The sequence below is a fragment of the Streptomyces avicenniae genome (assembly GCF_000719135.1).
GTDB lineage: Bacteria > Actinomycetota > Actinomycetes > Streptomycetales > Streptomycetaceae > Streptomyces > Streptomyces avicenniae.
In genome coordinates this window covers 167,632-192,522 of sequence record NZ_JOEK01000011.1, presented here as the reverse complement: position 1 = coordinate 192,522, position 24,891 = coordinate 167,632, and the positions used below count along the sequence as shown (strand labels likewise).

Here is a 24,891-nt window from a genome sequence, read left to right as displayed (position 1 = left end):
GGCAAGGGCGGACCCGCCTCCCCTGCCGGGAAGGCGATCCGCCCTCGGGTGTACGCGTCGCCGGTGCTTACGCGGCGGCGACAGGCACGATGTTGATGACCTTGCGGTCACGGTACGTGCCGAACTGCACGGTGCCCGGCTGCAGCGCGAACAGCGTGTCGTCCTTGCCACGACCGACACCCTTGCCGGGGTGGAAGTGCGTGCCGCGCTGACGGATCAGGATCTCACCGGCGTTCACCAGCTGCCCGCCGAAGCGCTTCACACCGAGGTACTGGGGGTTGGAGTCGCGCCCGTTCCGGGTGGACGAGGCGCCCTTCTTGTGTGCCATCTCGCGTCAGTCCCTTACTTCGCGGCGGGGGCGGGGATCTCGGTGACCTTCAGCTGCGTCTGCAGCTGGCGGTGACCCATCCGCCGGCGGTAGCCGGTCTTGTTCTTGAACTTCTGGATCCGGATCTTCTCGCCCTTGGTGTGGTCGAGGACCTCGGCCGTGACCTTGACCCCCGCCAGGACCCACGGGTCACTGGTCACGGTGTCGCCGTCCACGACGAGCAGGGTGGAGAGCTCGACGGTGTCGCCGACCTCGTTCCCGGCAAGACGGTCAACCTCGATGACGTCGCCGACAGCAACCTTCTGCTGACGGCCGCCGGTGCGCACGATCGCGTACACGCGGAACTCTCTCTCGCTCGATTCGGTCCCCTGACGCCAGCAACGGGCGGACCCGGCCTCTCCCGCACGCGGCCCGTTGCCGGGCCCGCACACCGCGGGAGGAAGATGCTCAGGGGGTGCGGCGTGCCAGGTGACACGCCGACCGCCAAGAATACGGAGACGTCGGCGAGACGGTCAAATCCCGTCCCGCCGACGTCCCGCGCGCGCCTACTCGTCGGCGGACGCCGAGACCGAGGGCGGCGGCGTCGCCTCGGCCGCGGTGGCCTTGGCCGACTTCTTCGCCGCCGTCTTCTTGGTCGTCGCCTTCTTCGTGGTCGCCTTCTTGGTGGTGGCCTTCTTCGTGGCCGTCTTCTTCGCCGCGGTCTTCTTGGCGGCCGTCGTCTTCTTGGCCGCCGCCTTCTTCACGGTCTTCTTCGCGGGAGCCGCCTCAGCGGCCTCCGCCGTCTCCGCGGTCTTCGCCGCACCCGACGGCACGACCGTCACCGCGGCCTCCTCCGCGCCCTCGGGGGACCCGGCGGGCGCCGACGCACGCCGCACGGCGCGGCGCCGCGGCGGAGCCGCCTCGGCGGGCTCGGGCGCCACCTCGGGCTCGGCCACGGGCGCGGGCTCGGCCACCGACTCGGCGGCCGGGACGACCAGCACCTCCGGCTCGTCACCACTGCGCGGCGCCCCGGCGGGCACCGTCACCTTGCGGCTCCCCCGGCGCGGCGCGGGCTCGGGCTCGGGCGCGGACGCGGGCGCCACCTCGGGCTCGGCCTGCGCCTCGGGCACGGCCGGTGCCTGCACCACGACCTCGGCCTCGGCGCCCTCGGCGTCGTCCGCGGCCCTCGGCGGCCCGGCGGGCGCGCCGACCTTCCTGGTGGCACGGCGACGGCGACGCGGCGCACGGTCCTCCACGACGGCCTCCGGCTCCGGCTCGGGCGCCCCGGCGGCCTCCGCCGCCTCCGCCTCGGCGGTGACGGTCAGCTCCGCAGGCTCGGGCAGCGCGAGCGGACCCTCGTCCTCCGCCTCCCCGACGGCCTCGACGGCGTCCGCCGCCTCGACGTGCTCCGCCTGCTCGACGTGCTCGGCACCGCCCTTGCCCCGCTTACGGTTCTTCCGCCCGCCACCGCCGCCGCCACCCGACGTGTGCGCGTGATCGACGTGGACGATGACACCCCGGCCGTTGCAGTGCACGCAGGGCTCGGAGAACGATTCGAGCAGCCCCTGCCCGACCCGCTTGCGCGTCATCTGCACCAGACCGAGCGAGGTGACCTCCGCCACCTGGTGCTTGGTCCGGTCACGGCCCAGGCACTCCAGCAGCCTGCGCAGCACCAGGTCGCGGTTCGACTCCAGCACCATGTCGATGAAGTCGATCACGATGATGCCGCCGAGGTCCCGCAGCCGCAGCTGCCGGACGATCTCCTCCGCCGCCTCCAGGTTGTTCCTGGTGACGGTCTCCTCCAGGTTGCCGCCCTGCCCCGTGAACCGCCCGGTGTTGACGTCCACGACGATCATGGCCTCGGTCCGGTCGATGACCAGCGAACCACCGCTCGGCAGCCACACCTTCCGGTCCAGCGCCTTCATCAGCTGCTCGTCGATCCGGTACGTCGCGAAGACGTCCACGTCCGAGGTCCAGCGCTGAAGGCGGTCGGACAGGTCGGGCGCGACCCGCGCGACGTAGTCGCTGATCGTCGCCCACGCGTCGTCGCCGCTCACGATGACCTTGGAGAAGTCCTCGTTGAAGATGTCCCGGACGACCCGCACCGTCATGTCGGGCTCGCCGTACAGCAGCGTGGGCGCGTTGCCCTTCTTCGCCTTCTTCTGGATCTCCGCCCACTGCGCCTGAAGACGCTCGACGTCACGCGTCAGCTCGTCCTCGGTCGCGCCCTCGGCCGCCGTGCGCACGATCACGCCCGCGTCCTCGGGGACGATCCGCTTGAGGATCTGCTTCAGCCGCGCCCGCTCGGTGTCGGGCAGCTTGCGGCTGATGCCCGTCATCGACCCCTCGGGCACGTACACCAGGTAGCGGCCAGGCAGCGAGATCTGGCTCGTCAGCCGCGCGCCCTTGTGGCCGATCGGGTCCTTCGTCACCTGCACGAGCACCGGCTGGCCCGACTTGAGCGCCGACTCGATACGCCGCGGGCCGTGGCCGAGGCCGAGCGCCTCGAAGTTGACCTCACCGGCGTACAGCACCGCGTTGCGGCCCTTGCCGACGTCCACGAACGCCGCCTCCATCGAGGGCAGCACGTTCTGCACCCGGCCGAGGTAGACGTTGCCGACGTAGCTGGCGGACTGCTCCTTGTTCACGAAGTGCTCGACGAGGACGTTGTCCTCCAGCACGCCGATCTGGGTGCGCTCGCCGCTCTGCCGGACCACCATCACCCGCTCGACCGACTCCCGGCGCGCCAGGAACTCCGCCTCGGTGATGATCGGCGTACGGCGCCGCCCCTGCTCGCGCCCCTCGCGGCGGCGCTGCTTCTTGGCCTCGAGACGGGTCGAGCCCTTGATGGACTGGACGCCGTCCGCGCTCTCGGTCGTCCCGTCGCGCTTGCGGCGCGGCTCACGGACCTTGATGACGGTGCGCTCCGGGTCGTCCCCGGTGGCCTGGGCCTGGCCGTCGCCTTCCCCGTCCGCGTCACCGCTGCGGCGGCGACGGCGACGACGGCGGCGCGAACCGTTCCCGGCCTCGCCGTCCCCGTCGTCGTCGGCGTGCGCGCCGGTGTCCTCGTCGGCGTGCGCGGCCTCGTCGGCCTCGGCGGCGCCGTCCGCGGACTCCTGCTCCCGCTCGTCCTCCGCATCGGACCCCGCGGCCTCGGCCGCGCGCTCCGCGGTCTCGCCGCGACGCCGCCTGCGCCCGCCACGACGGCGCCTGCGCGCCGGGCGGTCCTGGCCCTCGTCCTCGTCGTACTCGCCCGCCTCGGCGGCGTCGATGATCTGCGCCGGGGTGACGACGTCCTGCTCGACCTCCCGGACGGCGCCCTCCTGGCCCTCGGGACCCTCCGGCTCCTCGTCCTCGACCGCCTCGGCCGTCGTGCCGACCGGCTCGGGGGCGCGGAAGGGATACCGGTCGTCGTGCTCGTCGTCCACCCGGTGACGCCCGGCGGCGGCCTCCTCGGCCGCACGCTGCGCCGTCTGGAACATGGGCGCCTGGAACACCGGCGCCCTGAAGACCGCGGCCGGGGGCGACGCGGCGGACGGCGCGTCCGCGGCGGCTGCCTGGCGCGACGGCTGCTCGCCGCGCGTCGCGCGGCGACGGCGGCGCGGGGCCGCGGCGGGCTCGGGCTCGGCCTCCTCGGAGACGGCCACCACCTCGGCGGCCTCCGGCGTCCCCGGCTCGGCGGGCGAGGGCGGCGCGGGCTCCACGGGGCTGGCGGCGGCGCGCGTGGCACGGCGACGACGGCGCGGCGGCGCCGCCTCGTCCTCCGCGGCGGCGGGCGCGACCGGCTCGGCGGCGGGCTCTGCGACCGGCTCAGCGGTGACGGGCTCGGGCGCGGCGGCTGCACGGGTCGCGCGGCGGCGGCGCGGCGCGGGAGCGGGCTCAGGCTCGGCCTCCGGCGCGCTTTCCTCGGCAGGCGCGGCAGGCGCGGCAGGCGCAGCGGCGGCGGCCTCGGGCTCGACCGGGCTGGCGGCGGCGCGCGTGGCACGGCGGCGACGGCGCGGCGGCGCGGCCTCCTCCTCCACGGCTGCGGGCGCGGGCACGACGGGGTCCTCGGCGGCCGTGGGTTCGGCGGCGGGCTCGGCGACGAGTTCCGCGCCGACCTCGGCGGACCCCGCCTGCGGGTTCTCGGGCTCAGGATCGACCGGCACCTTCGGCGCGGCGGCGGCACGGGTCGCGCGGCGGCGGCGCGGCGCGGGAGCGGGCTCCGGCTCGGCCTCCTCGGAGACGGCCACCGCCTCGGCGGCGTCCACCGCCGCCGGTTCCGTGGCATCGGTCGCGGCGCGCGTGGCGCGGCGGCGACGGCGCGGCGGGGCAGGTTCCGCCGTCTCGGAGACGGTCGCCGGTGTCTCCTCCACCGGCGTCGTCGCGCTCTCCGCCGGGGTCTCGGGCGCCGTGGCGGCGCGGGTGGCGCGGCGGCGGCGCGGCGCCGGGGCGGCGGCCGGTTCGTCCGCCGCGGCGGTGTCGGTGACGCGCGTCACGTCGGCCTGTTCGCCGGTCTGCGCCGCCGTCTCAGGGGCGGACGCCGCGCGGGTGGCGCGGCGACGGCGACGCGGCGGAAGCGTGTCGCTCGGGGTCGTGGGGTCGTTGGGGTCGATGCGTTCAGCACCGTCCGCCTCGGCGGACTCGTGGGGCTCGTGCATGCGGGCGGTTCTCCCGTCACGCTCCCGGGCGCCTCGCCGGTGACGGCGGGCGCCGCTCGGGAGCTGTCGTGTAGCTCGCCGGTTCCAGATCCTTCTCGGTCTGGCTACGGCGAAAGTCTCCTGGTCGGTGCGTCGCCCGGAACTGCGGGACCCGAGTGGCTCCCTGGCACCCTGCGGTTCGGCGGCGCGGCAACGGCATCACTGTCCGGCGGTACCCGGCGCCGCCGCGGCTTGCGCTCCGGCGGCCGTGGAAGGGCCGGCCAGGGCAGCGTCGCGGTCAGGCGCGAACGGGTCGGTCACCGTGCCGGTCTCCTCATCGAGCGGCCCCTGCGCCAGCCTGGTCACCGCAGCGGGGACCGGCGGCGCCAGGTCGGCCGTAGCGCGGAGACCGGACAGGACGTCGTCAGGTCGTACGGCAGGTGTGAGGTGCCGTACTACCAGGCGCAGTATCGCACAAGGGTGGGGGTCGGGCCCATCGGACCCGACATCCATGGACACGACGGCCCCCCTCGCGTCGAAGGTGCGCAGCCCTTTCTTGGTCTCCCGTTGCACCTCGACCGCCTCGGCGGCGAGGAACGCGGCGACCGCCGCACGCGCGTCCGCCGGTGCCACGCCGTCGAGCCGCAGCTCCCACAACGAGGCGCCCAGCTGCTCGGCGAAGTCGGGGGTACGCGCCTCCACGGCCGCCACGATGTCGAGGCCGTCGGGCAGCGACGTGTCGAGGTCGGCCATCAGCGCGGCCGGATCACGGCGCTCGCTGAGGGCGATCTCCAGGTACTCCGCCTCGCTCGCGGTGCCGGTGGGCGCCGCGTTCGCGTAGGAGACCCTGGGGTGCGGGGTGAAGCCCGCCGAGTAGGCCATCGGCACCGCGGCGCGGCGCAGCGCCCGTTCGAAGGCGCGCTGGAAGTCGCGGTGGCTGGTGAATCGCAGGCGGCCCCGCTTGGTGTAGCGCAGTCGGATGCGCTGCACCGCTGGCGGGGGCGGCGGGCCTACGGGCTGTCGCTTGCCCAGTGGTTCTCAGTCCCTCGTACGTGCGGTCTCGTCGGTCTGTGCGGTCGTGCGCGGCGCGCGCCTGGCGCGGCGCCGTCCGTCCGGTTGCGGCCCGGTCGATGACCGGGGCCGTGCGGACCGTTGCCTGCTTCCAGGTTACGTGTCCCCGGTGGCGATCCAGTAGCGGAGCTTCTCGGCCCTGCGGTCCTCCAGGACACCGCCGCACGCCTCGATGGCCTTGCGGGAGCCGATGTTGTCCCAGTCGCAGGTCACCAGGACGGGGTCGAAACCGAGGCGGCGCGCCACGGGCAGCGACGCGCGGAGCATCGCCGTGGCGTGTCCGCGCCGCCGCAGCGACGGCCGGACGTCGTAGCCGATGATGCCGCCCCACTCCAGCAGCCGTCGCGTCATCCGGTGCCGGATGGACAGGCGCCCGACGAAGGTGTCGCCGACCACCCACCACAGGACGGTGGACGGCACGTGCCCCGGCGGGCGTGGCGCCTCGTCGTCGGCGTCCCCCAGGGTCAGGCGGACGTACGCGGCGAACGCATCGGGGTCGGCCCAGCGGTCGCCGTGGGTGAGGATGTCGCGCCCGAGCATCGAGTTGTCGTCGGCCCGGGCGCGGCCCTCGGCGCGGAACTCCTCCACGGCCGCGAGGAACGACGCGTGCACCGCCACCGTAGGCGGCACCAGCACACCACCCCCCGGCCCCTCCGCGGCGGTCACTTCACCGTCAGGGGCAGGAGCTTCTTGCCCGTCGGGCCGATCTGGATCTCGGTGTTGAGCTGAGGACACACGCCGCAATCGAAGCAGGGGGTCCAGCGGCAGTCCTCGACCTCGGTCTCGTCCAGCGCGTCCTGCCAGTCCTCCCAGAGCCATTCCTTGTCGAGCCCCGAGTCGAGGTGGTCCCAGGGCAGGACCTCCTCGTAGGAGCGCTCACGCGTCGTGTACCAGGCGACGTCCACGCCGTACGCCGGGAGCGCGGCCTCGGCGGCGGCCGTCCACAGGTCGTAGGAGAAGTACTCGCGCCAGCCGTCGAACCGGCCGCCCGCCTCGTACACCGCGCGGATCACGGAGCCGACGCGCCGGTCGCCGCGCGAGAGCAGGCCCTCGACCACGCCGGGCTTGCCGTCGTGGTAGCGGAAGCCGATGGAGCGGCCGTAGCGCTTGTCGCCCCTGATACGGTCGCGGAGCTTCGCGAGGCGCGCGTCGGTCTCGGCGGCGGACAGCTGCGGCGCCCACTGGAACGGCGTGTGCGGCTTGGGCACGAAGCCGCCGATCGAGACGGTGCAGCGGATGTCGTTCGCGCCGGTGACCTCGCGGCCCTTGGCGATGACCTTGACGGCCATGTCGGCGATCTGGAGGACGTCCTCGTCGGTCTCGGTGGGCAGGCCGCACATGAAGTACAGCTTCACCTGCCGCCAGCCGTTGCCGTAGGCGGTGGCGACCGTGCGGATCAGGTCCTCCTCGGAGACCATCTTGTTGATGACCTTGCGGATGCGCTCGCTGCCGCCCTCGGGGGCGAAGGTGAGGCCGGAGCGGCGGCCGTTGCGCGTCAGCTCGTTGGCCAGGTCGATGTTGAAGGCGTCCACGCGGGTGGACGGCAGCGACAGGCCGATCTTGTCCTCGGTGTACCGGTCGGCGAGGCCGCCCGCGATGTCGGCGATCTCGCTGTGGTCGGCCGAGGAGAGCGACAGCAGGCCGACCTCCTCGAAGCCGGTCGCGGCCAGGCCCTTGTCCACCATCTCGCCGATGCCGGTGATGGACCGCTCGCGCACCGGGCGGGTGATCATCCCCGCCTGGCAGAAGCGGCAGCCCCGGGTGCAGCCGCGGAAGATCTCCACGGACATCCGCTCGTGCACGGTCTCGGCGAGCGGGACGAGCGGCTGCTTGGGGTAGGGCCACTCGTCCAGGTCCATCACCGTGTGCTTGGACACGCGCCACGGCACGCCGGGGCGGTTCGGCACGACGCGGCCGATCCGCCCGTCCGGCAGGTACTCGACGTCGTAGAAGCCCGGCACGTACACGCCGCCGGTGCGCGCGAGGCGCAGCAGGAGGCCGGTCCTGCCGTCCGGCCTGCCCTCGGCCTTCCAGGCGCGGACGATGTCGCTGATGTCGAGGACGGCCTGTTCGCCGTCGCCGATGACGGCGCAGTCGATGAACTCGGCGATCGGCTCCGGGTTGAACGCGGCGTGGCCGCCCGCGACGACGACCGGGTGGTCCTCGGTGCGGTCGGCGGCGGCGAGGGGGACGCCGGACAGGTCGAGGGCGGTGAGGAGGTTGGTGTAGCCCAGCTCGGTGGAGAAGGAGACGCCGAGGAGGTCGAACGCGCCGACCGGCCGGTGGGCATCGACGGTGAACTGCGGGACCTCGTGCTTGCGCATGAGGTCCTCCAGGTCGGGCCAGACACTGTAGGTGCGTTCGGCGAGGAAGCCGTCGCGTTCGTTCAGCACCTCGTAGAGGATCATGACGCCCTGGTTGGGCAGCCCGACCTCGTACGCGTCGGGGTACATCAGCGCCCAGCGGACGTCGCAGGAGTCCCAGTCCTTGACGGTGGAGTTCAGCTCGCCGCCGACGTACTGGATGGGCTTCTGTACGTGCGGGAGCAGGGCCTCCAGGCGGGGGAAGACCGACTCGACAGGCATGTGGGCGCCTTTCACCCTCGGGGCGTGGCCGGAGCTGGCTCGGCCACTCAGCGTACCGGCATCGCGTGTGCCGCCCGTCCGGCCGTGAGGCGGGGTGGGGGCGGTGGGGCGGCAGGGGCTCAGACGGTGAGCGCGCGTTTCATGCGGACGGACTGGAGGAGCCCTATGGCGATCCAGACGGCGAACATGGCGGTGCCGCCGTACGAGAGGAACGGCAGGGGTATGCCGGCGACGGGCATGATGCCGAGGGCCATGCCGATGTTCTCGAAGCACTGGAAGGCCATCCAGGCGACGATCCCGGCGGCGATGACGGTGCTGTAGAGGTCGGTGGACTCGCGGGCGATGCGCAGCGCGCGCCACAGGACGACGCCGATGAGCGCGATGATGCCGCCCGCGCCGACGAAGCCGAGTTCCTCCCCGGCGACGGTGAAGATGAAGTCGGTGTGCTGTTCGGGCACGAACTGGCCGGTGGTCTGGCTGCCGTTGAACAGTCCCATGCCGTGCAGGCCGCCCTGTCCTATGGCGATGCGGGCCTGGTTGGTGTTGTAGCCGACGCCCGAGGGGTCGCGTGAGGGGTCGGCGAAGGCGGCGAAGCGGTCGATCTGGTAGCTGTCGAGGAGGCCGAGTGCCCAGACGAGGACGCCCGCGCCGATCCCGGCGGTGATGAGTCCCAGCGACCACTTCAGGGGCGCGCCCGAGGCGAGGAGGATGCCGAGGACGATCATGCTGAGCACCATGGCCATGCCCATGTCGTCGATGACGACGACGGCGAGCGGGGCGGTGGCGAGGGCGAGGGCCTGGAGGACGGCCCGGGTGCCGGGGAACTCGCGGTCGCCCGCGTCCACCTGGTCGGCGAGGACGACGGCCATGCCGAGGACGACGGCGACCTTGGCGAACTCGCCCGGCTGGAGCGTGTAGCCGCCGAGGGACAGCCAGGCGCGCTGGCCGTTGATCTCGGTGCCGAGCGGGGTGAAGACGAGGAGGATGGCGCCGATCGACAGGGCGTAGAAGACGGGGACGAAGCTGCGGAGCCGCTGGTGGCCGAGCCACATGACGGCGACGGCGAGGGCGAGCCCGATGGCCAGGTTGATGCTCTGGCGTATGAGGAAGAACTCGGGGTCGCCGCCGGTTATCTCGGTCCGGTTGCGGGTGGCCGAGTAGATGAGCACGATGCCGATGAGCGACAGGGCGAGCGCGGCGAGCAGCAGCACCCAGTCCACCCGGCGGACGAGGGAGTCGCGGTCCGCCAGTCTGCGCCAGGCGCTCTTGGTGGGTGCGAGCCGGTCGATGGTCAGGTTACGCGTGCTCACCGCTGTGGTGCCTCGTCAGCCTCGTGGTGGTCGGTTGTCGTCGTCAGCTGTCGTCAGTTGTCGTCGTCGTCGCGCTGCGGGACGATCGTGCCGTTCTCGTCGATGCGCGGCAGGTCGCGGTGGGGTTCGGGCAGGAGGGCCGCGTCGTCGTCCACCGAGCCGCCCTGGACGCCGTAGATGGCCTCCCAGATGTGCCGTACGGCGTCGCCCGAGGCGCCGGAGCCGGTACCGGCCTGGGAGATGGTCATCACGACGGTGTAGTCGTCGGTGTAGGTGGCGAGCCAGGAGGTGGTCTGCTGGTCGCCTGACGCCTCGGCGGTGCCGGTCTTGCCGCGCAGGGGGATCTCGCCCTGCGGCCAGCCGCCGAACTTCCAGGCGGCGCTGCCGGTGGTGATGACGCTCTCGGTGGCGTCGCGCAGGTTCTGCATGGTCTGTTCGTCGGCCGGGAGACGGCCGGTCTCCTGGGGTTCGAACTCGTCGCGGACGGTGCCGTCCGGGCCGATGACGGCGCGGCCGACCTGCGGCTGGTAGAGGGTGCCGCCGTTGCCGAGCGCGGCGTAGACGGAGGCGAGCTGGACGGGGGTGACGAGGACGTCGCCCTGGCCGATGGAGAAGTTGAGCATGTCACCGGCGCGCATGGTCATGCCCTCGGTGCAGTTCTCCCTGGCGATGCGGGCGGCGTAGTCGTCGCGGTCGGAGTCGGCGATCTCGCACCACTCGTCGCGGTTGGCCTCCCAGTACTCCTCCTTCCACTGGCGGTCGGGGATGCGCCCGGCGGCCTCGTCGGGGAGGTCGATGCCGGTGGCCTCGCCGAGGCCGAAGTCGTGGGCGGTGCGGAAGAGCCAGTCGTCCGGGTCGTCCACGGGGTCGTTGCCGCCGTCGGCCTGCCACTCGCGGTGGGCGATGCCGTAGAAGACGGTGTTGCAGGAGACCTCGATGGCGCGGCCGAGGGTGATCGGGCCGTAGGAGGACGACTCGAAGTTGCGGAAGGTCTGGCCGCCGATGTCGTAGGACGAGGAGCAGTCGTAGCTGCCGTTCCAGTCGAAGCCCGCGTTGACGGCGGCGGTGGAGGTGACGACCTTGAACGTCGATCCCGGCGGGCCCTGGCCCATGATGGCGCGGTTCAGCAGCGGGTATTCGGAGTTCTCGTCGGTGAGCCGGGAGTAGTCGTCGGTGGAGATGCCGCCGACCCAGACGTTGGGGTCGTAGTCGGGGGCCGAGGCCATGGCGACGACGCGGCCGGTGTCGTTCTCCAGGACGACGGCCGAGCCCGCCTCGGCCTCGTAGTTGCGGCCCGAGATGTCGTCGTGCTGGCCGCGCGCGACCTCCATGGCCTGGACGAGTTCCCGCTCGACGACGGCCTGGACGCGGGTGTCGATGGTGGTGACGAGGGAGTCACCGGCGCGGGCCGCCTCGCTCTCGGACTGGCCGAGGACGCGGCCGAACTTGTCCACCTCGTAGCGGGTGACGCCCGCCTGGCCGCGCAGGTACTCGTCGTAGGACCGTTCGAGCCCGGCCCGGCCGATCTGGTCGGAGCGCAGGAGCGGGTTGTCGGTGTCCTCGGAGTCGGCGACCTCGTCGTCGGTGACGGGCGAGAGGTAGCCGAGGACCTGCGCCGTGTTGGCGCCCTCGGGCGAGGGGTAGCGGCGGACGGCGGTGGGTTCCGCGCTGATGCCGGGGAAGTCCTCGGTGCGTTCGCGGATCTGGAGGGCCTGCCGGGTGGTGGCCTCGTCCGTGATGGGGATCGGCTGGTAAGGAGAACCGTTCCAGCAGGGCTGGGGGGTCTCGGCGTCGCACAGCCGGACGCGGTTGACCACCTCGTCGGCGGGCAGGCCGAGGAGTTCGGCGACGTCCGCGAGGACCTGCTCGCCGTCGTCGGGCAGCTTGCTCAGCTCGGTGCGGTCGGCGGAGACGACGAGCCGCGTCTCGTTGTCCGCGATGGGCACGCCGCGCGCGTCCAGGATGGCGCCGCGTACGGCGGGCTGGATGACCTGCTGCACGTGGTTGCCCGCGGCCTGGGCGGCGAACTCGTCGCCCTGCCTGATCTGGAGGTACCAGAGCCGGCCGCCCAGGGTGAGCAGCAGCGAGAAGACCAGTATCTGGATGACGACCAGACGGATGGTGATCCGCGAGGTACGCCCGGTCTCGGGGATGTTCGTCACAGGCGCTTGACCCCTTTGATACGTCCGGCCCGGTTGCGCGCGGAGCGGCTGAGCAGGGTGGATCGCTGCCCGGCGAGGCGGGACGCCTTGCCGTAGCGGCTGCGGCGCGGCGCGCGGGTGCGCAGGCCGGTGCCCGAGCGGCCGATCCAGCTGACGGGGGCGTCCCCCGCGCCGCCGGGGCCGCCGTCGCCGGAGAGCGGGTCGCTCTCCAGGCGGCGGGCCAGCGACATGACCAGGGGGACGACGAACGGCGCGAGCAGCAGGTCGTAGACGGTGGCGCTGACCAGCAGGCCGGTCAGGCCGACGTCGCGGGCGGCCGAGTCGCCGACGAGCGCGCCGACCCCGGCGTACAGCAGCGTGGAGGACGCGGCCCCGGCGGCGACGACGAGCATCGGCACGGTGGCCGACCGGTGCTGGCCGTTGTCCGGCTTGGTGAGCCCGGCCGCGTAGCCGATGACGCACAGGACCAGCGCGTACCGGCCGACGGCGTGGTCGGCGGGCGGCGCGAGGTCGGCGAGCAGCCCGGCGGAGAAGCCGACGAGGCAGCCGCCGACGTGGCCGTAGACCAGGGCCATGCCGAGGACGGTGAGCAGCAGCAGGTCAGGGACGGCGCCCGGCAGTTGGAGCCTGGCGAGCACGCTGACCTGGACGACGAGCGCGACGGTCACGAGGAGGATCGCGAGGAGGGTGCGGGCTACGCGCATCGGTCACTCCGTGGTGGCTGGGTCGGCTTCGTCCTGTCCGGGGGGCGGTCCCCCGGCGGGTGGCCCGTCGCCGTCGGGATCGTCCTCGGGCCGCGTTCCGTCGGCGGTGACGCCGCCGGGGGCGGTGCCGCCGTCGGGGGACTCTCCGGCGGGCGGTTCCTCGCCTTCCCCGGCCGGGGCGTCCTCCTCGCCGTCCTCGCCCTCGTCGGCGCCCCGGTCGCGGTCGGCCTCGCGGTCACGCTCGCGCTCCTCCTCCTCGTCCGCGGGCCTGGGCGGGAGGACGGAGTCCCGCGGGTTGTCCCGCGGCGGCTCGACGACGACGCCGACCAGGTCGAGCTGGGTGAAGGAGACGTAGGGCCGGACGCGGACGGTCCTGGTCAGGTCGCCCGCGGTGCGGTCCACGCTGACGACCTCGCCGACCGGCACGCCGGGGACGAAGGGCCGGTTGTCGTCGGAACCGAAGGTGACCATGCGGTCGCCCTCCTCGACGCGGGCCTGCTGGTTGAGGAGCTGGACCTCCAGCTCGTTGTCGCCGCGGCCGGTGGCGAAGCCCAGTTCCTCGCTGTCCTCCAGGCGCGTGCCGACCGTGAAGCCAGGGTCGTTCGCGAGCAGCACGGTGGCGGTGCCCGAGCCGACGGTGGTGACGCGGCCGACGAGACCGTCGCCGTTGAGCACCGTCATGTCCCGGGTGATGCCGTCCTCGGTGCCCGCGTCGATGGTGACGGTCCAGGAGAAGCCCTGGGCCGCGCCGATGGCGATGACCTGCGCGCCGACGATGCCGTACTGGCCCGCCCCCGCGGTCTGGAGCATCTCGTCCAGTTGCTCTATCCGCGAATCGCGGTGGGCGTCGGAGCCGAGCTGCTGGCGCAGCTCCGCGTTCTCGCGCTCCAGCTCGCTGATCCGGTCGTGCCGGTCACCGGACTCGCGGACGGCCGAGATGGCGTTGGCCACCGGATCGACGGCGCCCGCGACGCCCTCCTCGACCGGACCGAACAGCGACGCCGCCGCCTGTCTCGGGCCGTCCAGCGGAGAGTTGTCCCCACCCCTGATGTCCACCGAGATCAGCGCGAACGCGATGGATACCAACAGGATGAGAAGCAGCCGGCTCTCTCGGGTGTCCCTCACTGGCGGCGGCCGTGCCTTTCTGCAGGGGTCTGACGGGGTGGTCCGGTGATCCGCCGCGCGGGCGGATCGGCCCGTGCGCGGCGGACCGGCGCGGGCCGCGGATCAGCGCCGGGGCTGGGCGTCCAGGACCTGCTGGAGCGCCTCGAACTCCTCGACGCACTTGCCCGAGCCGAGCGCGACGGAGTCGAGCGGGTCCTCGGCGATGTGGATCGGCATGCCGGTCTCCCGGCGCAGCCGCTCGTCGAGGCCGCGCAGCAGCGCGCCGCCGCCGGTGAGGACGATGCCGCGGTCCATGACGTCGCCCGACAGCTCGGGCGGGCACTTGTCCAGCGTCGTCTTGACGGCGTCCACGATGGCGTTGACCGGCTCCTCCATGGCCTTGCGGACCTCGGCGGAGGAGATGACCACGGTCTTGGGCAGGCCGCTGACGAGGTCACGGCCGCGGATCTCGGTGTGCTCGTCGGCGTCGAGGTCGTAGGCGGAGCCGATCGTGATCTTGATGCTCTCGGCGGTGCGCTCGCCGAGGAGGAGGCTGTACTCCTTCTTGATGTGCTGGATGATCGCGTTGTCCAGCTCGTCGCCCGCGACCCGGATCGACTGGGCCGTGACGATGCCGCCCAGGGAGATGACCGCGACCTCGGTGGTACCGCCGCCGATGTCCACCACCATGTTGCCGGTGGCCTCGTGGACCGGGAGGCCCGAGCCGATCGCGGCGGCCATCGGCTCCTCGATGATGTGCACCTGCCGGGCCCCGGCCTGGGTGGACGCCTCGATGACGGCGCGGCGCTCCACCCCGGTGATGCCGGAGGGGACGCAGACGACCACGCGCGGGCGTGCCAGATAACGGCGCTTGTGGATTTTGAGAATGAAGTAGCGGAGCATCCGCTCGGTGATCTCGAAGTCGGCGATGACGCCGTCCTTCAGCGGGCGGACCGCGACGATGTTGCCGGGCGTGCGGCCGATCATCTTCTTCGCCTCGGCACCCACCGCGAGAATGCCACCCGTGTTGGTGTTGATGGCGACGACGGACGGCTCGTTGAGAACAATCCCGCGACCTCTGACGTACACCAGCGTGTTGGCCGTCCCGAGGTCAACTGCCATGTCACGGCCGATGAACGACATATTGTTCGCCATAGGGATACATCTGGCCTTCCAGCTGGAGCGATTTGTGCGGGGAGGTCGGCGGGGCTGCGAGGAACGGAGCGCCAGGCGGGCCCTCCCCGCCCGGGGCGGAGGAGAGTCGCGGTGTTGCCATCGTAGCCACCGCCGGTCGGACACGGAGCGCCGGAGCGCCGCTCTCGCCATTGTCGGCGGAACCCGGCCCACCCTCCGTCATGGTGACGTCGTGTTCGGGTGAAGGGTTCCCTCGTTCGACTGTACATACCGGAATGGCGGACTGCTTTCAGGTGAACCGGGCGTGGCGCCCCGTTTCCGCTGACGTGACGTCAGCTCAGGCCGTGTCGCTCATTCCGCTCAGTCGAGCCCGGGAAAGAAGATCTTCAACTCGCGCTCGGCCGAGTCCTCGGAATCCGAGGCGTGAATCAGATTCTCGCGCACGATCGTGCCGTAATCCCCCCGAATGGAGCCGGGCGCGGCGGTGATCGGGTCGGTGGGACCGGCGAGGACGCGCAGTCCCTCGATCACCCGCTCCCCCTCCACGACCAGCGCGACGCTGGGGGCCGAGGACATGAACGCGAGCAGCGGCTCGTAGAACGGGCGGCCGACGTGCTCGGCGTAGTGCGTCTCCAGCGTGGCGCGGTCCAGGGTGCGCAACTCCAGCGCGGCGATGGTCCAGTCGGCCTTGCGCTCGATCCGGCCGAGGATCTCACCGACAAGTCCTCTGCGGACGGCGTCCGGCTTCAACAGGACAAGGGTGCGCTGGCTCATGGACGCGGCTCCTGACAACAGGGAGGACGGCGGGGCAGCAAGATTACCCGCTGGCGCACACCCTTCCGCATCAGGGCCCGGCAGTTGACATGGCCGTGGGCCGGAGCGGGCGCGGGGTGGGGACGCGACGTCAGGCGGTGGCGCGCTCGCGGGCCGCGCGTATGTCGTCCACGCGGCGGCCGTAGTGGATCGAGGCCCACCACAGACCGGCGAACACGGCGCCGAGGACGAACATGGCGGGCAGGGCGAACCCGGACGCGATCAGCCCGCCCTGGAGCACCCAGCCGAGCTGGATCCCGCCGGGGCGGGTGATGAGCCCGCACACCAGGAGGCACAGCGCCATGGCGATGCCGCTGACGGTCCACAGGGTGCCGGTGGGGACGTCGGACAGCTGGCCGAGGGCGAGCCCGGCGAGCGCGATGACGATGAACTCCCCGACGAGCGTACTGGCGCAGAGCGTGCGCATCAGCGGTTCCTCCCCAGCAGCAGGCGGGCCTCGCCGACCGTGATGATCGAGCCGGTGACCAGGACACCGGCCCCTGCGTACTCGTGCTCCTCCTCGGCGAGCGCGATGGCCGCCTCCAGGGCGTCGTCGAGCCGGGGCTCGACCTGCACGCGGTCCTCGCCGAACACCTCGACGGCGAGCGCGGCCAGCCGGTCGGGGTCGAGGGCGCGGTGGCTGGTGTTCCCGGTGATCACGACCTCGGTCATGACCGGCTCGAACGCCTCAAGCAGGCCGCGCGCGTCCTTGCCCTCGCTCGTGCCGACGACGCCGACGAGGCGGCTGAAGCCGAACGCCTCGGTGACCGCCGCGGCGGCGGCCTGGGCCCCGGCCGGGTTGTGCGCGCCGTCGAGGATGACGGTGGGGCTGCTGCGGACCACTTCGAGGCGTCCTGGCGAGGTCACGGTGGCGAACGCGCCCCGGACGACGTCCTGGTCGAGCGTGCCCGCCTCCCGGCCGCCGCCGATGCCGAAGAACGCCTCGACCGCCGCGAGGGCGACCGCCGCGTTGTGCGCCATGTGCTCGCCGTGGAGGGGCAGGAAGATGTCGGGGTAGTCGCCGCCGACGCCGCGCAGCGTCAGCAGCTGCCCGCCGACCGCGACCTCGCGGGACAGGACGCCGAACTCCAGGCCCTCCCTGGCCACGGTGGCGTCCACCTCGACGGCCTTGCGCAGCACGACGGAGGCGGCCTCCACGGTCTGCTGGGCGAGGACGACGCGGGCGTCCGGCTTGATGATCCCCGACTTCTCGACGGCGATCCGTGCCGGGGTGTCGCCGAGCCGGTCGGTGTGGTCCAGGGAGATCGGGGTGAGGACGGCCACCTGGGCGTCGATGACGTTGGTGGCGTCCCAGGTGCCGCCCATGCCGACCTCGACCACGGCGACGTCCACCGGGGCGTCGGCGAAGGCGGCGTACGCCATGCCCGTCATCACCTCGAAGAAGGACAGCCGGTAGTCCTGCCGGGCGTCCACCAGCTCGACGTACGGCTTGATGTCCTCGTACGCGGCGATGAAGCGCTCGGCCGACACCGGCGCGCCGTCGAGGCTGATGCGCTCGGTGATCGACTGGACGTGCGGGCTGCTGAACCGCCCGGTGCGCAGGTCGAAGGCGGTGAGGAGCGTCTCGATCATGCGGGCCGTGCTGGTCTTGCCGTTGGTCCCGGTGATGTGGATCGACGGGTAGGCGCGCTGCGGCTCGCCCAGGACGTCCATGAGCGCCTGGATGCGGACGACGGAGGGGTCGAGCTTCGTCTCGGGCCAGCGCCCGGACAGCTCGGCCTCCACCTCCCGCAGGGCCTGGTCGAGCGCGGGGTCGGCGGGGCGCGCCGGGATGTCCTCGGCGCGCGCGGTGCCGGGCTGGGAGCGCAGCGTGCGGCTGCCCGCCTCGATGACGGCGAGGTCGGGGTCGCGGTCGCGTTCGGCCGCGACGATCTCCTCGAACGGGTCCGCGGGGACGTGCCCCTCGTCCCCGGGGAACTCGTCCCTGGGGCTGCCACCGGTAGGACTGTCAGTCACTGCGTCATTCCGTTCGCTTCTCCGCCCACGCCCCCACCCCGCGCCCGGACCGCCGCCTGACGGCGGGGCCGGACACGGGGTGTGCCGTTCATGGGGCCAGTGTACGGAGGACCACCGACAGGCCCGCTACGGGAGCTGTGCGAGCTGTGTCCCGATGCGGGCGATGTCGGCCTCCGCGGCGGCGCGGCGACCGCGGATCTTGTCCACGACGTGGTCGGGGGCCTTGGCGAGGAACGCCTCGTTCCCCAGCTTCGCGGTGGTCTGGGCCAGCTCCTTCTCCGCCGTGGCCAGGTCCTTCGTGAGCCGCCTGCGTTCCGCCTCGAAGTCGATGACGCCGTGGAGGTCGAGCGCGACGGTGGCGCCGCCGACCGGGAGGGTCGCCGTGGCCTCGAAGGACTCGCCTGGCGCCTGGAGGCGCAGGAGGGCGCGCATGGCCTCCTCGTGCGCCTCCAGGCCGGTGCCCGACAGGTCCAGGGTGGCCGGGACGCGCTGGCCCGGCTGGAGGCCCTGGTCGGCGCGGAACCGGCGCACCTCGGTGACGAGCTTCCTGACGGCGGCCAGCTCGTCCTCGGCGGCGCGGTCGCGGAAGCCGGAGTCGGTCGGCCAGTCGGTGACGACGACGGACTCGCCGCCGGTGAGCGACGTCCACATCTCCTCGGTGACGAACGGCATCAGCGGGTGCAGCAGGCGCAGCGTCACGTCCAGGACCTCGCCGAAGACGCGGCGGGACACCTCGGCGGCCCGGCCGCCCGCGGCGAACGTCGTCTTGGACAGCTCGACGTACCAGTCGAAGACCTCGTCCCAGGCGAAGTGGAAGAGGGCGTCGCTGAGCTTGGCGAACTGGTAGTCCTCGAAGTAGCCGTCCACCTCGGCGACCACGGCGTTCAGCCGGGAGAGGATCCAGCGGTCGGCGGGGCCGAGTTCGGCGGCGTCCGGCAGCGGGCCGGTCACCGTCGCGCCGTTGAGGAGGGCGAAACGCGTGGCGTTCCAGACCTTGTTGGCGAAGTTGCGGGATGCCTGGACCCAGTCCTCGCCGACGGGGACGTCCACGCCGGGGTTCGCGCCGCGCGCGAGCGTGAAGCGGACGGCGTCCGAGCCGTACGCGTCCATCCACACGAGCGGATCGACGCTGTTCCCGAAGGACTTGGACATCTTCTTGCCGAACTGGTCGCGGACCATGCCGTGCAGCACGATCGTGTGGAACGGCGGGGTGCCGTCCATCGCGTACAGGCCGAACATCATCATCCGCGCGACCCAGAAGAACAGGATGTCGTAGCCGGTGACGAGGACCGAGTTCGGGTAGAACTTCTCGACGCTCTCGGTCTGTTCGGGCCAGCCGAGCGTGGAGAACGGCCACAGGGCCGAGGAGAACCAGGTGTCGAGGACGTCGGTGTCCTGGTGCCAGCCCTCGCCGGTCGGCGGCTCCTCGTCGGCGCCGACGCAGCGGACCTCGCCGTCGGGCCCGTACCAGACCGGGATGCGGTGGCCCCACCACAACTGCCGTGAGATGCACCAGTCGTGGAGGTTGTCCACCCAGTCGAAGTAGCGGGAGGTCATCTCCTTCGGGTGGATCGTCACCTGCCCGTCGCGCACGGCGTCGCCCGCCGCCTTCGCGAGCGGGCCGACCTTGACCCACCACTGGAGCGAGACGCGGGGCTCGATCGTGGTCTTGCAGCGCGAGCAGTGCCCGACGGAGTGCGTGTACGGGCGCTTCTCGGCGACGATCCTGCCCTCGGCGCGCAGCGCGGCGACGACGGCGGAGCGGGCCTCAAGGCGGTCGAGGCCGAGGAACGGGCCGTGCACGGTGATGACGGCGCGTTCGTCCATGACCGTGATCTGCGGCAGGTCGTGGCGGCGGCCGATCTCGAAGTCGTTCGGGTCGTGCGCGGGCGTCACCTTGACGGCGCCCGTGCCGAACTCCGGGTCCACGTGCGCGTCGGCGACGACCGGGATGGTGCGGTCGGTCAGCGGCAGGGCGATCCGGCGGCCGACGAGGTGCCGGTAGCGCGCGTCGTCCGGGTGGACGGCCACGGCGGTGTCGCCGAGCATCGTCTCGGCGCGGGTCGTCGCCACGACCAGCGAGTCCTCGCCGTCGCCGTAGCGGATGGAGACGAGTTCGCCCTCGTCCTCCTGGTACTCCACCTCGATGTCGGACAGCGCCGTCAGACAGCGGGGGCACCAGTTGATGATGCGCTCGGCGCGGTAGATCAGCCCGTCGTCGTACAGGCGCTTGAAGATCGTCTGGACGGCCTGCGACAGGCCCTCGTCCATGGTGAAACGTTCACGGTCCCAGTCCACGCCGTCGCCGAGGCGCCGCATCTGGCCGGAGATCTGGCCGCCCGACTCGTCCTTCCAGCGCCAGACGCGCTCGACGAACGCCTCGCGCCCGAGGTCGTGGCGGGACAGGCCCTCCTTGGCCAGCTCGCGCTCGACGACGTTCTGCGTGGCGATGCCCGCGTGGTCCATGCCGGGCTGCCACAGCGTCTCGTACCCCTGCATGCGCTTGCGGCGGGTCAGGGCGTCGATCAGCGTGTGTTCGAAGGCGTGGCCGACGTGCAGGCTGCCGGTGACGTTGGGGGGCGGGATGACGACGGTGTACGGCTCTTTGTCGCTCTTCGCGTCGGCCCTGAACCAGCCCCGGTCTACCCAGCGCTCGTACAGCTTCCCCTCTACGTCGGCCGGTGTGTACTGCGTCGGCAGATCGGCTGGGGTGCTGTGGGGCCCGGAGGCGGGCGGCTGAGTGTTCTCGGTCACGACGGTCAGTCTACGAGGACGCGTGTCCCGAGTTCGAACCAGAATGCCCCCTCCCCGTCCGGAACCCCCCGGCATGACGGAGGATGACGAGGGGGGTGTGGGGCATCGCACCGCGATCAGATGTACATACATGCATGCCGTCCGACAGGATGAGCGGAAGCGCCGCACGGAGCGCTTGTGAGGGGATGCAACGATGAGTCACAACCAACCCGGACCGTACGGGCAGCAGCCCCCGCAGGGACCGCCGCCGGGGCAGCCAGGTCAGCCGGGCCCGTACGGCGCCCCGCAGGGCGGTGGCTACGGCCAGCCCGCCGGGCCCGGGCCGTTCGGGCAGGGTGGCGCGGCGCCCGGCGGACAGGGCTACGGATACCCGCAGCACCAGCCTCCCGCGCAGCCGGGCCCGTACTGGCAGCCGCAGCCGCCGCAGGGCCAGCCGGGCGGGTACGGGCAGCCGGGGGCGTACGGGCAGCCGGGGGCCTACGGCCAGCAGCCCCCCGGGCAACCGCCGTACGGGCAGCCCTCCTACGGCCAGGTGCCGCCGCCGGGCGGCGGCGGCCGGGGGAAGACGATCGGCATCGTGAGCGCCGTCGTCGTGGTCCTCGCCGTCCTGGTGGGCGGCGGGATCGTGCTGCTCTCCGGCGGTGACGACGACGAGCCGGGCGGCGGTGGCGGCGGGGACGGCGAGGGGCAGCTCGCCGAAGGCGTCTCCTACCGGCTCGACCTGCCCAGCCTCTCCGGCGACTACGCGATCCTCGCCCCGGCGCAGGACTCAAGCGACGCCCCGCCCGAGGAGCTGGCGCGCCTGGGCCTTCAGGACGCGGAGGGCACCACGGCCCAGTACGTCGGCGGCATCTCCCCCACCGAGCTGCTCGGCATGACCGACCCCTCGGAGCTGGGCGAGCGCACGGTGACGACGCTCAACGTCATCGGCATGTGGGGCGAGGTCGAGGACCCGGCCGCCGCCGTGGACGCCCTCTTCGCCTACGTCGCCTCGGAGCAGGAGGCCATGGAGGAGTTCACGCTCGTCGGCGAGCCGCAGGCGTACACCCCCGAGGGGCTCGGGGACGCCGTCATGAAGTGCCAGGACGCCGACGTCATGGACCCGGTGCTCCAGGAGATGGTGCAGATCCCGGTCTGTGTCTGGGGCGACACCAGCACGCTCGGCGCGGTCGTGCTCCAGAGCGTCAACGGGCAGGGCAACGTCGATGTCCCGGCGGAGGACGCCGCCGCCGCGGCGGCCCAGCTGCGGGTGGACGCGCTCACCCCCGTCGAGGAGGCGGACACGAGCGAGTCCGCCTGACCCGTGCGCGGGACCGGACACGGCAAGGGGCGGGGCCCGGATCGCAGATCCGGGCCCCGCCCCTCCGTGCGGTACGCGGCGGTCCGCCGCCGCCGCTCAGGCCGTCTTCTCGTGCGGCGTGGTGCCGGGGCCGCGCTGCTTGGCGAGCCGCGAGCGCGGGACGAGCGTCGGGTTCACGTTGGAGCGGACGACGTCCTCCGTGATGACGACCTGGCCGACGTCCTGGCGGGACGGCACCTCGTACATCACCGACATGAGGACCTCCTCCATGATCGCCCGCAGGCCGCGCGCGCCGGTGCGGCGCAGGATGGCCTGGTCGGCGATGGCCTCCAGCGCCGGGAGGTCGAATTCCAGCTCGACGCCGTCCAGCTCGAAGAGGCGCTGGTACTGCTTGACGAGCGCGTTGCGCGGCTCCACGAGGATGCGCAGCAGGGCCTCGCGGTCGAGGTTGTGCACCGAGGTGATGACCGGCAGCCGCCCGATGAACTCGGGGATCATGCCGTACTTCACCAGGTCTTCCGGCAGGACGTCCGCGAGCAGTTCCGCGGCGTCCCGGTCGCGCTTGGAGCGGATGTCCGCGCCGAAGCCGATGCCGCGCGCCCCGGACCGGGCGCGGATGATGTCGTCGAGACCGGCGAAGGCGCCGCCGACGATGAACAGCACGTTGGAGGTGTCGATCTGGAGGAACTCCTGGTGCGGGTGCTTGCGCCCGCCCTGCGGCGGCACGGCCGCCGTGGTGCCCTCCAGGATCTTCAGCAGCGCCTGCTGGACGCCTTCCCCGGAGACGTCGCGCGTGATCGACGGGTTCTCGCTCTTGCGGGCGACCTTGTCGATCTCGTCGATGTAGATGATTCCCTGCTCGGCCTTCTTGATGTCGTAGTCGGCCGCCTGGATCAGCTTGAGCAGGATGTTCTCGACGTCCTCGCCGACGTACCCGGCCTCGGTGAGCGCGGTCGCGTCGGTGATCGCGAAGGGGACGTTCAGCATCCGCGCGAGGGTCTGGGCGAGCAGCGTCTTGCCTGAGCCGGTGGGCCCGAGCAGCAGGATGTTCGACTTGGCGATCTCGATGACCTCGTCACGCGAGCTGCCGGAGTCGGCCTCGCTGGCCCGCACCCGCTTGTAGTGGTTGTACACGGCGACGGAGAGCGCCTTCTTGGCGTCCTCCTGGCCGACCACGTAGCTCTCCAGGAAGTCGTAGATCTCCCGGGGCTTGGGCAGCTCGCCGAGGTCGGAGTCCGGCGACTCGGCCAGCTCCTCCTCGATGATCTCGTTGCACAGGTCGATGCACTCGTCGCAGATGTAGACCCCCGGGCCCGCGATGAGCTTCTTCACCTGTTTCTGGCTCTTGCCGCAGAACGAGCACTTGAGCAGATCGCCGCCATCACCGATGCGTGCCACGAGGTGCTTCCCCTTCGCCTGCGCACCGCCGGGGAGACGGCGCACTGATGCTTTCTGTAGACGACGGTACCTTGTCGCCCGGGGCGAGTGGCCCCCCTTGACGGGAATCCCCCTCCACGGGGCCTTCCCGTCAAAAGGGGGCGGCCAGTCACGTTCCCGCTCTGTGCTGGTGGTACCGGTCGTACCGGGTGCTTGCTGGTCGTGCTGGGTCGTACAGGTCCTGCGGGGGTGCCGCCTGGCGTGCGCCGCCCGCCGTGCTCAGACCGCGGTCGAGGACCGGGTCGTCACGATCTGGTCGATCAGGCCGTACTCGACGGCCTCGCCCGCGGTGAGGATCTTGTCGCGCTCGATGTCGTCCGCGATCTGCTCGATCGGCTGGGTGGAGTGCCTCGCGAGCATCTCCTCCAGCTGGGTCCGCATGCGCGCGACCTCACGGGCGGCGATCTCCAGATCGGAGACCTGACCGCGTCCCGTCTCACTGTACGGCTGGTGGATGAGAATCCTCGCATTCGGCAGCGCCATCCGCTTGCCACGGGTGCCCGCCGCGAGCAGGACGGCCGCCGCGGAGGCCGCCTGGCCCATGCACACGGTCTGGATGTCCGGCTTGACGAACTCCATCGTGTCGTAGATGGCCGTCAGCGCCGTGAACGAGCCGCCGGGGCTGTTGATGTAGATCTGGATGTCGCGGTCCGGGTCCATCGACTCCAGGCAGAGCAGCTGGGCCATGACGTCGTTCGCGGAGGCGTCGTCGATCTGCACGCCGAGGAAGATCACGCGCTCCTCAAAGAGCTTCGCGTACGGGTCGTACTCGCGCACGCCCTGCGAGGTGCGCTCGACGAAGCGCGGGACGACGTAGCGGGCCTCGGCCGGGAGACGGTCGTAGAGGCCCGAACCGGGGAAGTTGTTCATCTGGTGTAAACCGCCTTGGGATCGGCTGCTGTCTCGGCTGGGATCTCGGCTTCGCGCGCGCGGGGTGGGCTCAGGCGCCCGTGCCGCCGCCGCCCGCGATGTCCGCGGCACTGGTGATGACGCGGTCGAGCAGGCCGTACTCCTGGGCCTCCTCGGCGCTGAACCAGCGGTCCCGGTCGGCGTCGCGCTCCCACTGCTCCTCGCTGACGCCGGAGTGGAAGGCGGACAGCTTGGCCATCTTGCGCTTCGTGCGCAGCAACTGCTCGGCGTGGATGCGGATGTCCGTGGCGGAGCCCGCGAGACCGGCGGAGGGCTGGTGGATCAGGATCTCCGCGTTGGGCAGCGCGTAGCGCTTGCCGGGGGCACCCGCCGTCAGCAGGAACTGGCCCATGGAGGCCGCCAGACCCATGGCGATGGTCACCACGTCGTTCTTCACGTACTGCATGGTGTCGTAGATGGCCATGCCAGCGGAGATCGAGCCGCCGGGGCTGTTGATGTAAAGGAAGATGTCCTTGTCCGGGTCGGCGGCCAGCAGGAGCAGCTGGGCCGTGATCCGGTTGGCGATGTCGTCATCGACGGGCTGACCCAGGAAGATGATCCGCTCGTCCAGCAGCCGGTTGTAGACCTGATCACCGAGGCCACTGTTCAGCGGTTCCGCCATGGCGGAAGGCATCGAGAGCGTCACGTATCCACCTGCTCATTCTCGGACGGCCGGCGGCATCCGCCTGGCCGTCACTCGACGTC

19 protein-coding genes are annotated in these 24,891 nt (G+C 72.0%); 1 reads left to right on the top strand and 18 read right to left on the bottom strand.

Translation table 11 applies throughout. The features are described 5' to 3' along the window. Nucleotides 1-67: 67 nt before the first annotated feature. The 15 genes from rpmA to IF27_RS19900 all read right to left on the bottom strand — a co-directional run bounded on the left by rpmA (nt 68) and on the right by IF27_RS19900 (nt 20,540). Complete coding sequence (rpmA, locus tag IF27_RS19970; protein WP_052851033.1) at nt 68-328, bottom strand: 50S ribosomal protein L27; 261 nt, start codon at nt 326-328, stop codon at nt 68-70. A 14-nt stretch (nt 329-342) separates the two neighbouring features. Then, the gene (gene rplU, locus IF27_RS19965; protein WP_052851032.1) at nt 343-666 is read right to left on the bottom strand and encodes a 50S ribosomal protein L21; all 324 of its coding nucleotides are present in this window, start codon (nt 664-666) and stop codon (nt 343-345) included. Nucleotides 667-873: 207 nt separating this feature from the next. Continuing rightward, nucleotides 874-4,947, bottom strand: coding sequence for an Rne/Rng family ribonuclease (locus tag IF27_RS19960; RefSeq protein WP_052851031.1), 4,074 nt, complete (start codon nt 4,945-4,947; stop codon nt 874-876). Nucleotides 4,948-5,145: 198 nt separating this feature from the next. Beyond that, nucleotides 5,146-5,916, bottom strand: a complete 771-nt coding sequence (locus IF27_RS19955; protein WP_052851030.1) for a TIGR03936 family radical SAM-associated protein — start codon at nt 5,914-5,916, stop codon at nt 5,146-5,148. 177 nt (nt 5,917-6,093) lie between these two features. Beyond that, nucleotides 6,094-6,627: a GNAT family N-acetyltransferase gene (locus tag IF27_RS19950; protein ID WP_223291118.1), complete on the bottom strand. Its 534-nt coding sequence runs from the start codon at nt 6,625-6,627 to the stop codon at nt 6,094-6,096. 32 nt (nt 6,628-6,659) lie between these two features. Further along, nucleotides 6,660-8,582, bottom strand: a complete 1,923-nt coding sequence (locus IF27_RS19945) for a TIGR03960 family B12-binding radical SAM protein (RefSeq protein WP_052851028.1) — start codon at nt 8,580-8,582, stop codon at nt 6,660-6,662. A gap of 119 nt (nt 8,583-8,701) precedes the next feature. Next, nucleotides 8,702-9,892: an FtsW/RodA/SpoVE family cell cycle protein gene (locus IF27_RS19940; protein ID WP_052851027.1), complete on the bottom strand. Its 1,191-nt coding sequence runs from the start codon at nt 9,890-9,892 to the stop codon at nt 8,702-8,704. A 53-nt stretch (nt 9,893-9,945) separates the two neighbouring features. Beyond that, on the bottom strand, nt 9,946-12,054 hold the full coding sequence (gene mrdA / locus IF27_RS19935; RefSeq protein ID WP_052851026.1) for a penicillin-binding protein 2: 2,109 nt from the start codon (nt 12,052-12,054) through the stop codon (nt 9,946-9,948). Then, nucleotides 12,051-12,758, bottom strand: a complete 708-nt coding sequence (gene mreD / locus IF27_RS19930) for a rod shape-determining protein MreD (protein ID WP_052851025.1) — start codon at nt 12,756-12,758, stop codon at nt 12,051-12,053. Before mreD ends, mrdA begins: the two co-directional genes overlap by 4 nt. Nucleotides 12,759-12,761: 3 nt before the next feature. Then, entirely contained in the window at nt 12,762-13,883 is a 1,122-nt protein-coding gene (gene mreC, locus IF27_RS19925; RefSeq protein ID WP_110946064.1) for a rod shape-determining protein MreC, read from the bottom strand. A 102-nt stretch (nt 13,884-13,985) separates the two neighbouring features. Then, a complete protein-coding gene (locus IF27_RS19920) occupies nt 13,986-15,005 on the bottom strand; it encodes a rod shape-determining protein (protein ID WP_052851024.1) in 1,020 nt (339 codons plus the stop codon). A 351-nt stretch (nt 15,006-15,356) separates the two neighbouring features. Next, nucleotides 15,357-15,770, bottom strand: coding sequence for a nucleoside-diphosphate kinase (ndk, locus tag IF27_RS19915; protein ID WP_052851023.1), 414 nt, complete (start codon nt 15,768-15,770; stop codon nt 15,357-15,359). A gap of 130 nt (nt 15,771-15,900) precedes the next feature. Then, nucleotides 15,901-16,236, bottom strand: coding sequence for a DUF4233 domain-containing protein (locus IF27_RS19910; protein ID WP_052851022.1), 336 nt, complete (start codon nt 16,234-16,236; stop codon nt 15,901-15,903). Beyond that, entirely contained in the window at nt 16,236-17,786 is a 1,551-nt protein-coding gene (gene folC / locus IF27_RS19905; protein WP_052851021.1) for a bifunctional tetrahydrofolate synthase/dihydrofolate synthase, read from the bottom strand. The genes IF27_RS19910 and folC overlap by 1 nt, the downstream gene beginning before the upstream one ends. A 126-nt stretch (nt 17,787-17,912) precedes the next feature. After that, nucleotides 17,913-20,540, bottom strand: a complete 2,628-nt coding sequence (locus tag IF27_RS19900) for a valine--tRNA ligase (protein WP_052851020.1) — start codon at nt 20,538-20,540, stop codon at nt 17,913-17,915. Between the two features lie 193 nt (nt 20,541-20,733). Here IF27_RS19900 and IF27_RS19895 point away from each other — a divergent pair, with 193 nt between their 5' ends. Further along, complete coding sequence (locus tag IF27_RS19895; protein ID WP_052851019.1) at nt 20,734-21,840, top strand: hypothetical protein; 1,107 nt, start codon at nt 20,734-20,736, stop codon at nt 21,838-21,840. A 96-nt stretch (nt 21,841-21,936) separates the two neighbouring features. Here the strand turns inward: IF27_RS19895 and clpX are convergent, their stop codons facing one another. The 3 genes from clpX to IF27_RS19880 all read right to left on the bottom strand — a co-directional run bounded on the left by clpX (nt 21,937) and on the right by IF27_RS19880 (nt 24,832). Then, nucleotides 21,937-23,238, bottom strand: coding sequence for an ATP-dependent Clp protease ATP-binding subunit ClpX (gene clpX / locus IF27_RS19890; protein WP_052851018.1), 1,302 nt, complete (start codon nt 23,236-23,238; stop codon nt 21,937-21,939). A 258-nt stretch (nt 23,239-23,496) separates the two neighbouring features. After that, nucleotides 23,497-24,147 (bottom strand): ATP-dependent Clp protease proteolytic subunit, encoded by a 651-nt coding sequence (locus IF27_RS19885; protein ID WP_052851017.1) that lies wholly within the window; start codon nt 24,145-24,147, stop codon nt 23,497-23,499. A 70-nt stretch (nt 24,148-24,217) separates the two neighbouring features. Continuing rightward, on the bottom strand, nt 24,218-24,832 hold the full coding sequence (locus IF27_RS19880) for an ATP-dependent Clp protease proteolytic subunit (protein ID WP_052851016.1): 615 nt from the start codon (nt 24,830-24,832) through the stop codon (nt 24,218-24,220). Nucleotides 24,833-24,891 lie beyond the last annotated feature (59 nt).

Excerpts from the sequence above, each read along its gene's own strand:
- IF27_RS19960 (WP_052851031.1), bottom strand. The coding sequence starts at position 4,947 with ATGCACGAGCCCCACGAGTCCGCCGAGGCGGACGGTGCTGAACGCATC.
- mreD (WP_052851025.1), bottom strand. The coding sequence starts at position 12,758 with ATGCGCGTAGCCCGCACCCTCCTCGCGATCCTCCTCGTGACCGTCGCG.
- IF27_RS19885 (WP_052851017.1), bottom strand. The coding sequence starts at position 24,147 with ATGAACAACTTCCCCGGTTCGGGCCTCTACGACCGTCTCCCGGCCGAG.
- ndk (WP_052851023.1), bottom strand. The coding sequence starts at position 15,770 with ATGAGCCAGCGCACCCTTGTCCTGTTGAAGCCGGACGCCGTCCGCAGA.
- IF27_RS19920 (WP_052851024.1), bottom strand. The coding sequence starts at position 15,005 with ATGTCGTTCATCGGCCGTGACATGGCAGTTGACCTCGGGACGGCCAAC.
- rpmA (WP_052851033.1), bottom strand. The coding sequence starts at position 328 with ATGGCACACAAGAAGGGCGCCTCGTCCACCCGGAACGGGCGCGACTCC.
- IF27_RS19910 (WP_052851022.1), bottom strand. The coding sequence starts at position 16,236 with ATGCGCACGCTCTGCGCCAGTACGCTCGTCGGGGAGTTCATCGTCATC.
- IF27_RS19945 (WP_052851028.1), bottom strand. The coding sequence starts at position 8,582 with ATGCCTGTCGAGTCGGTCTTCCCCCGCCTGGAGGCCCTGCTCCCGCAC.
- IF27_RS19895 (WP_052851019.1), top strand. The coding sequence starts at position 20,734 with ATGAGTCACAACCAACCCGGACCGTACGGGCAGCAGCCCCCGCAGGGA.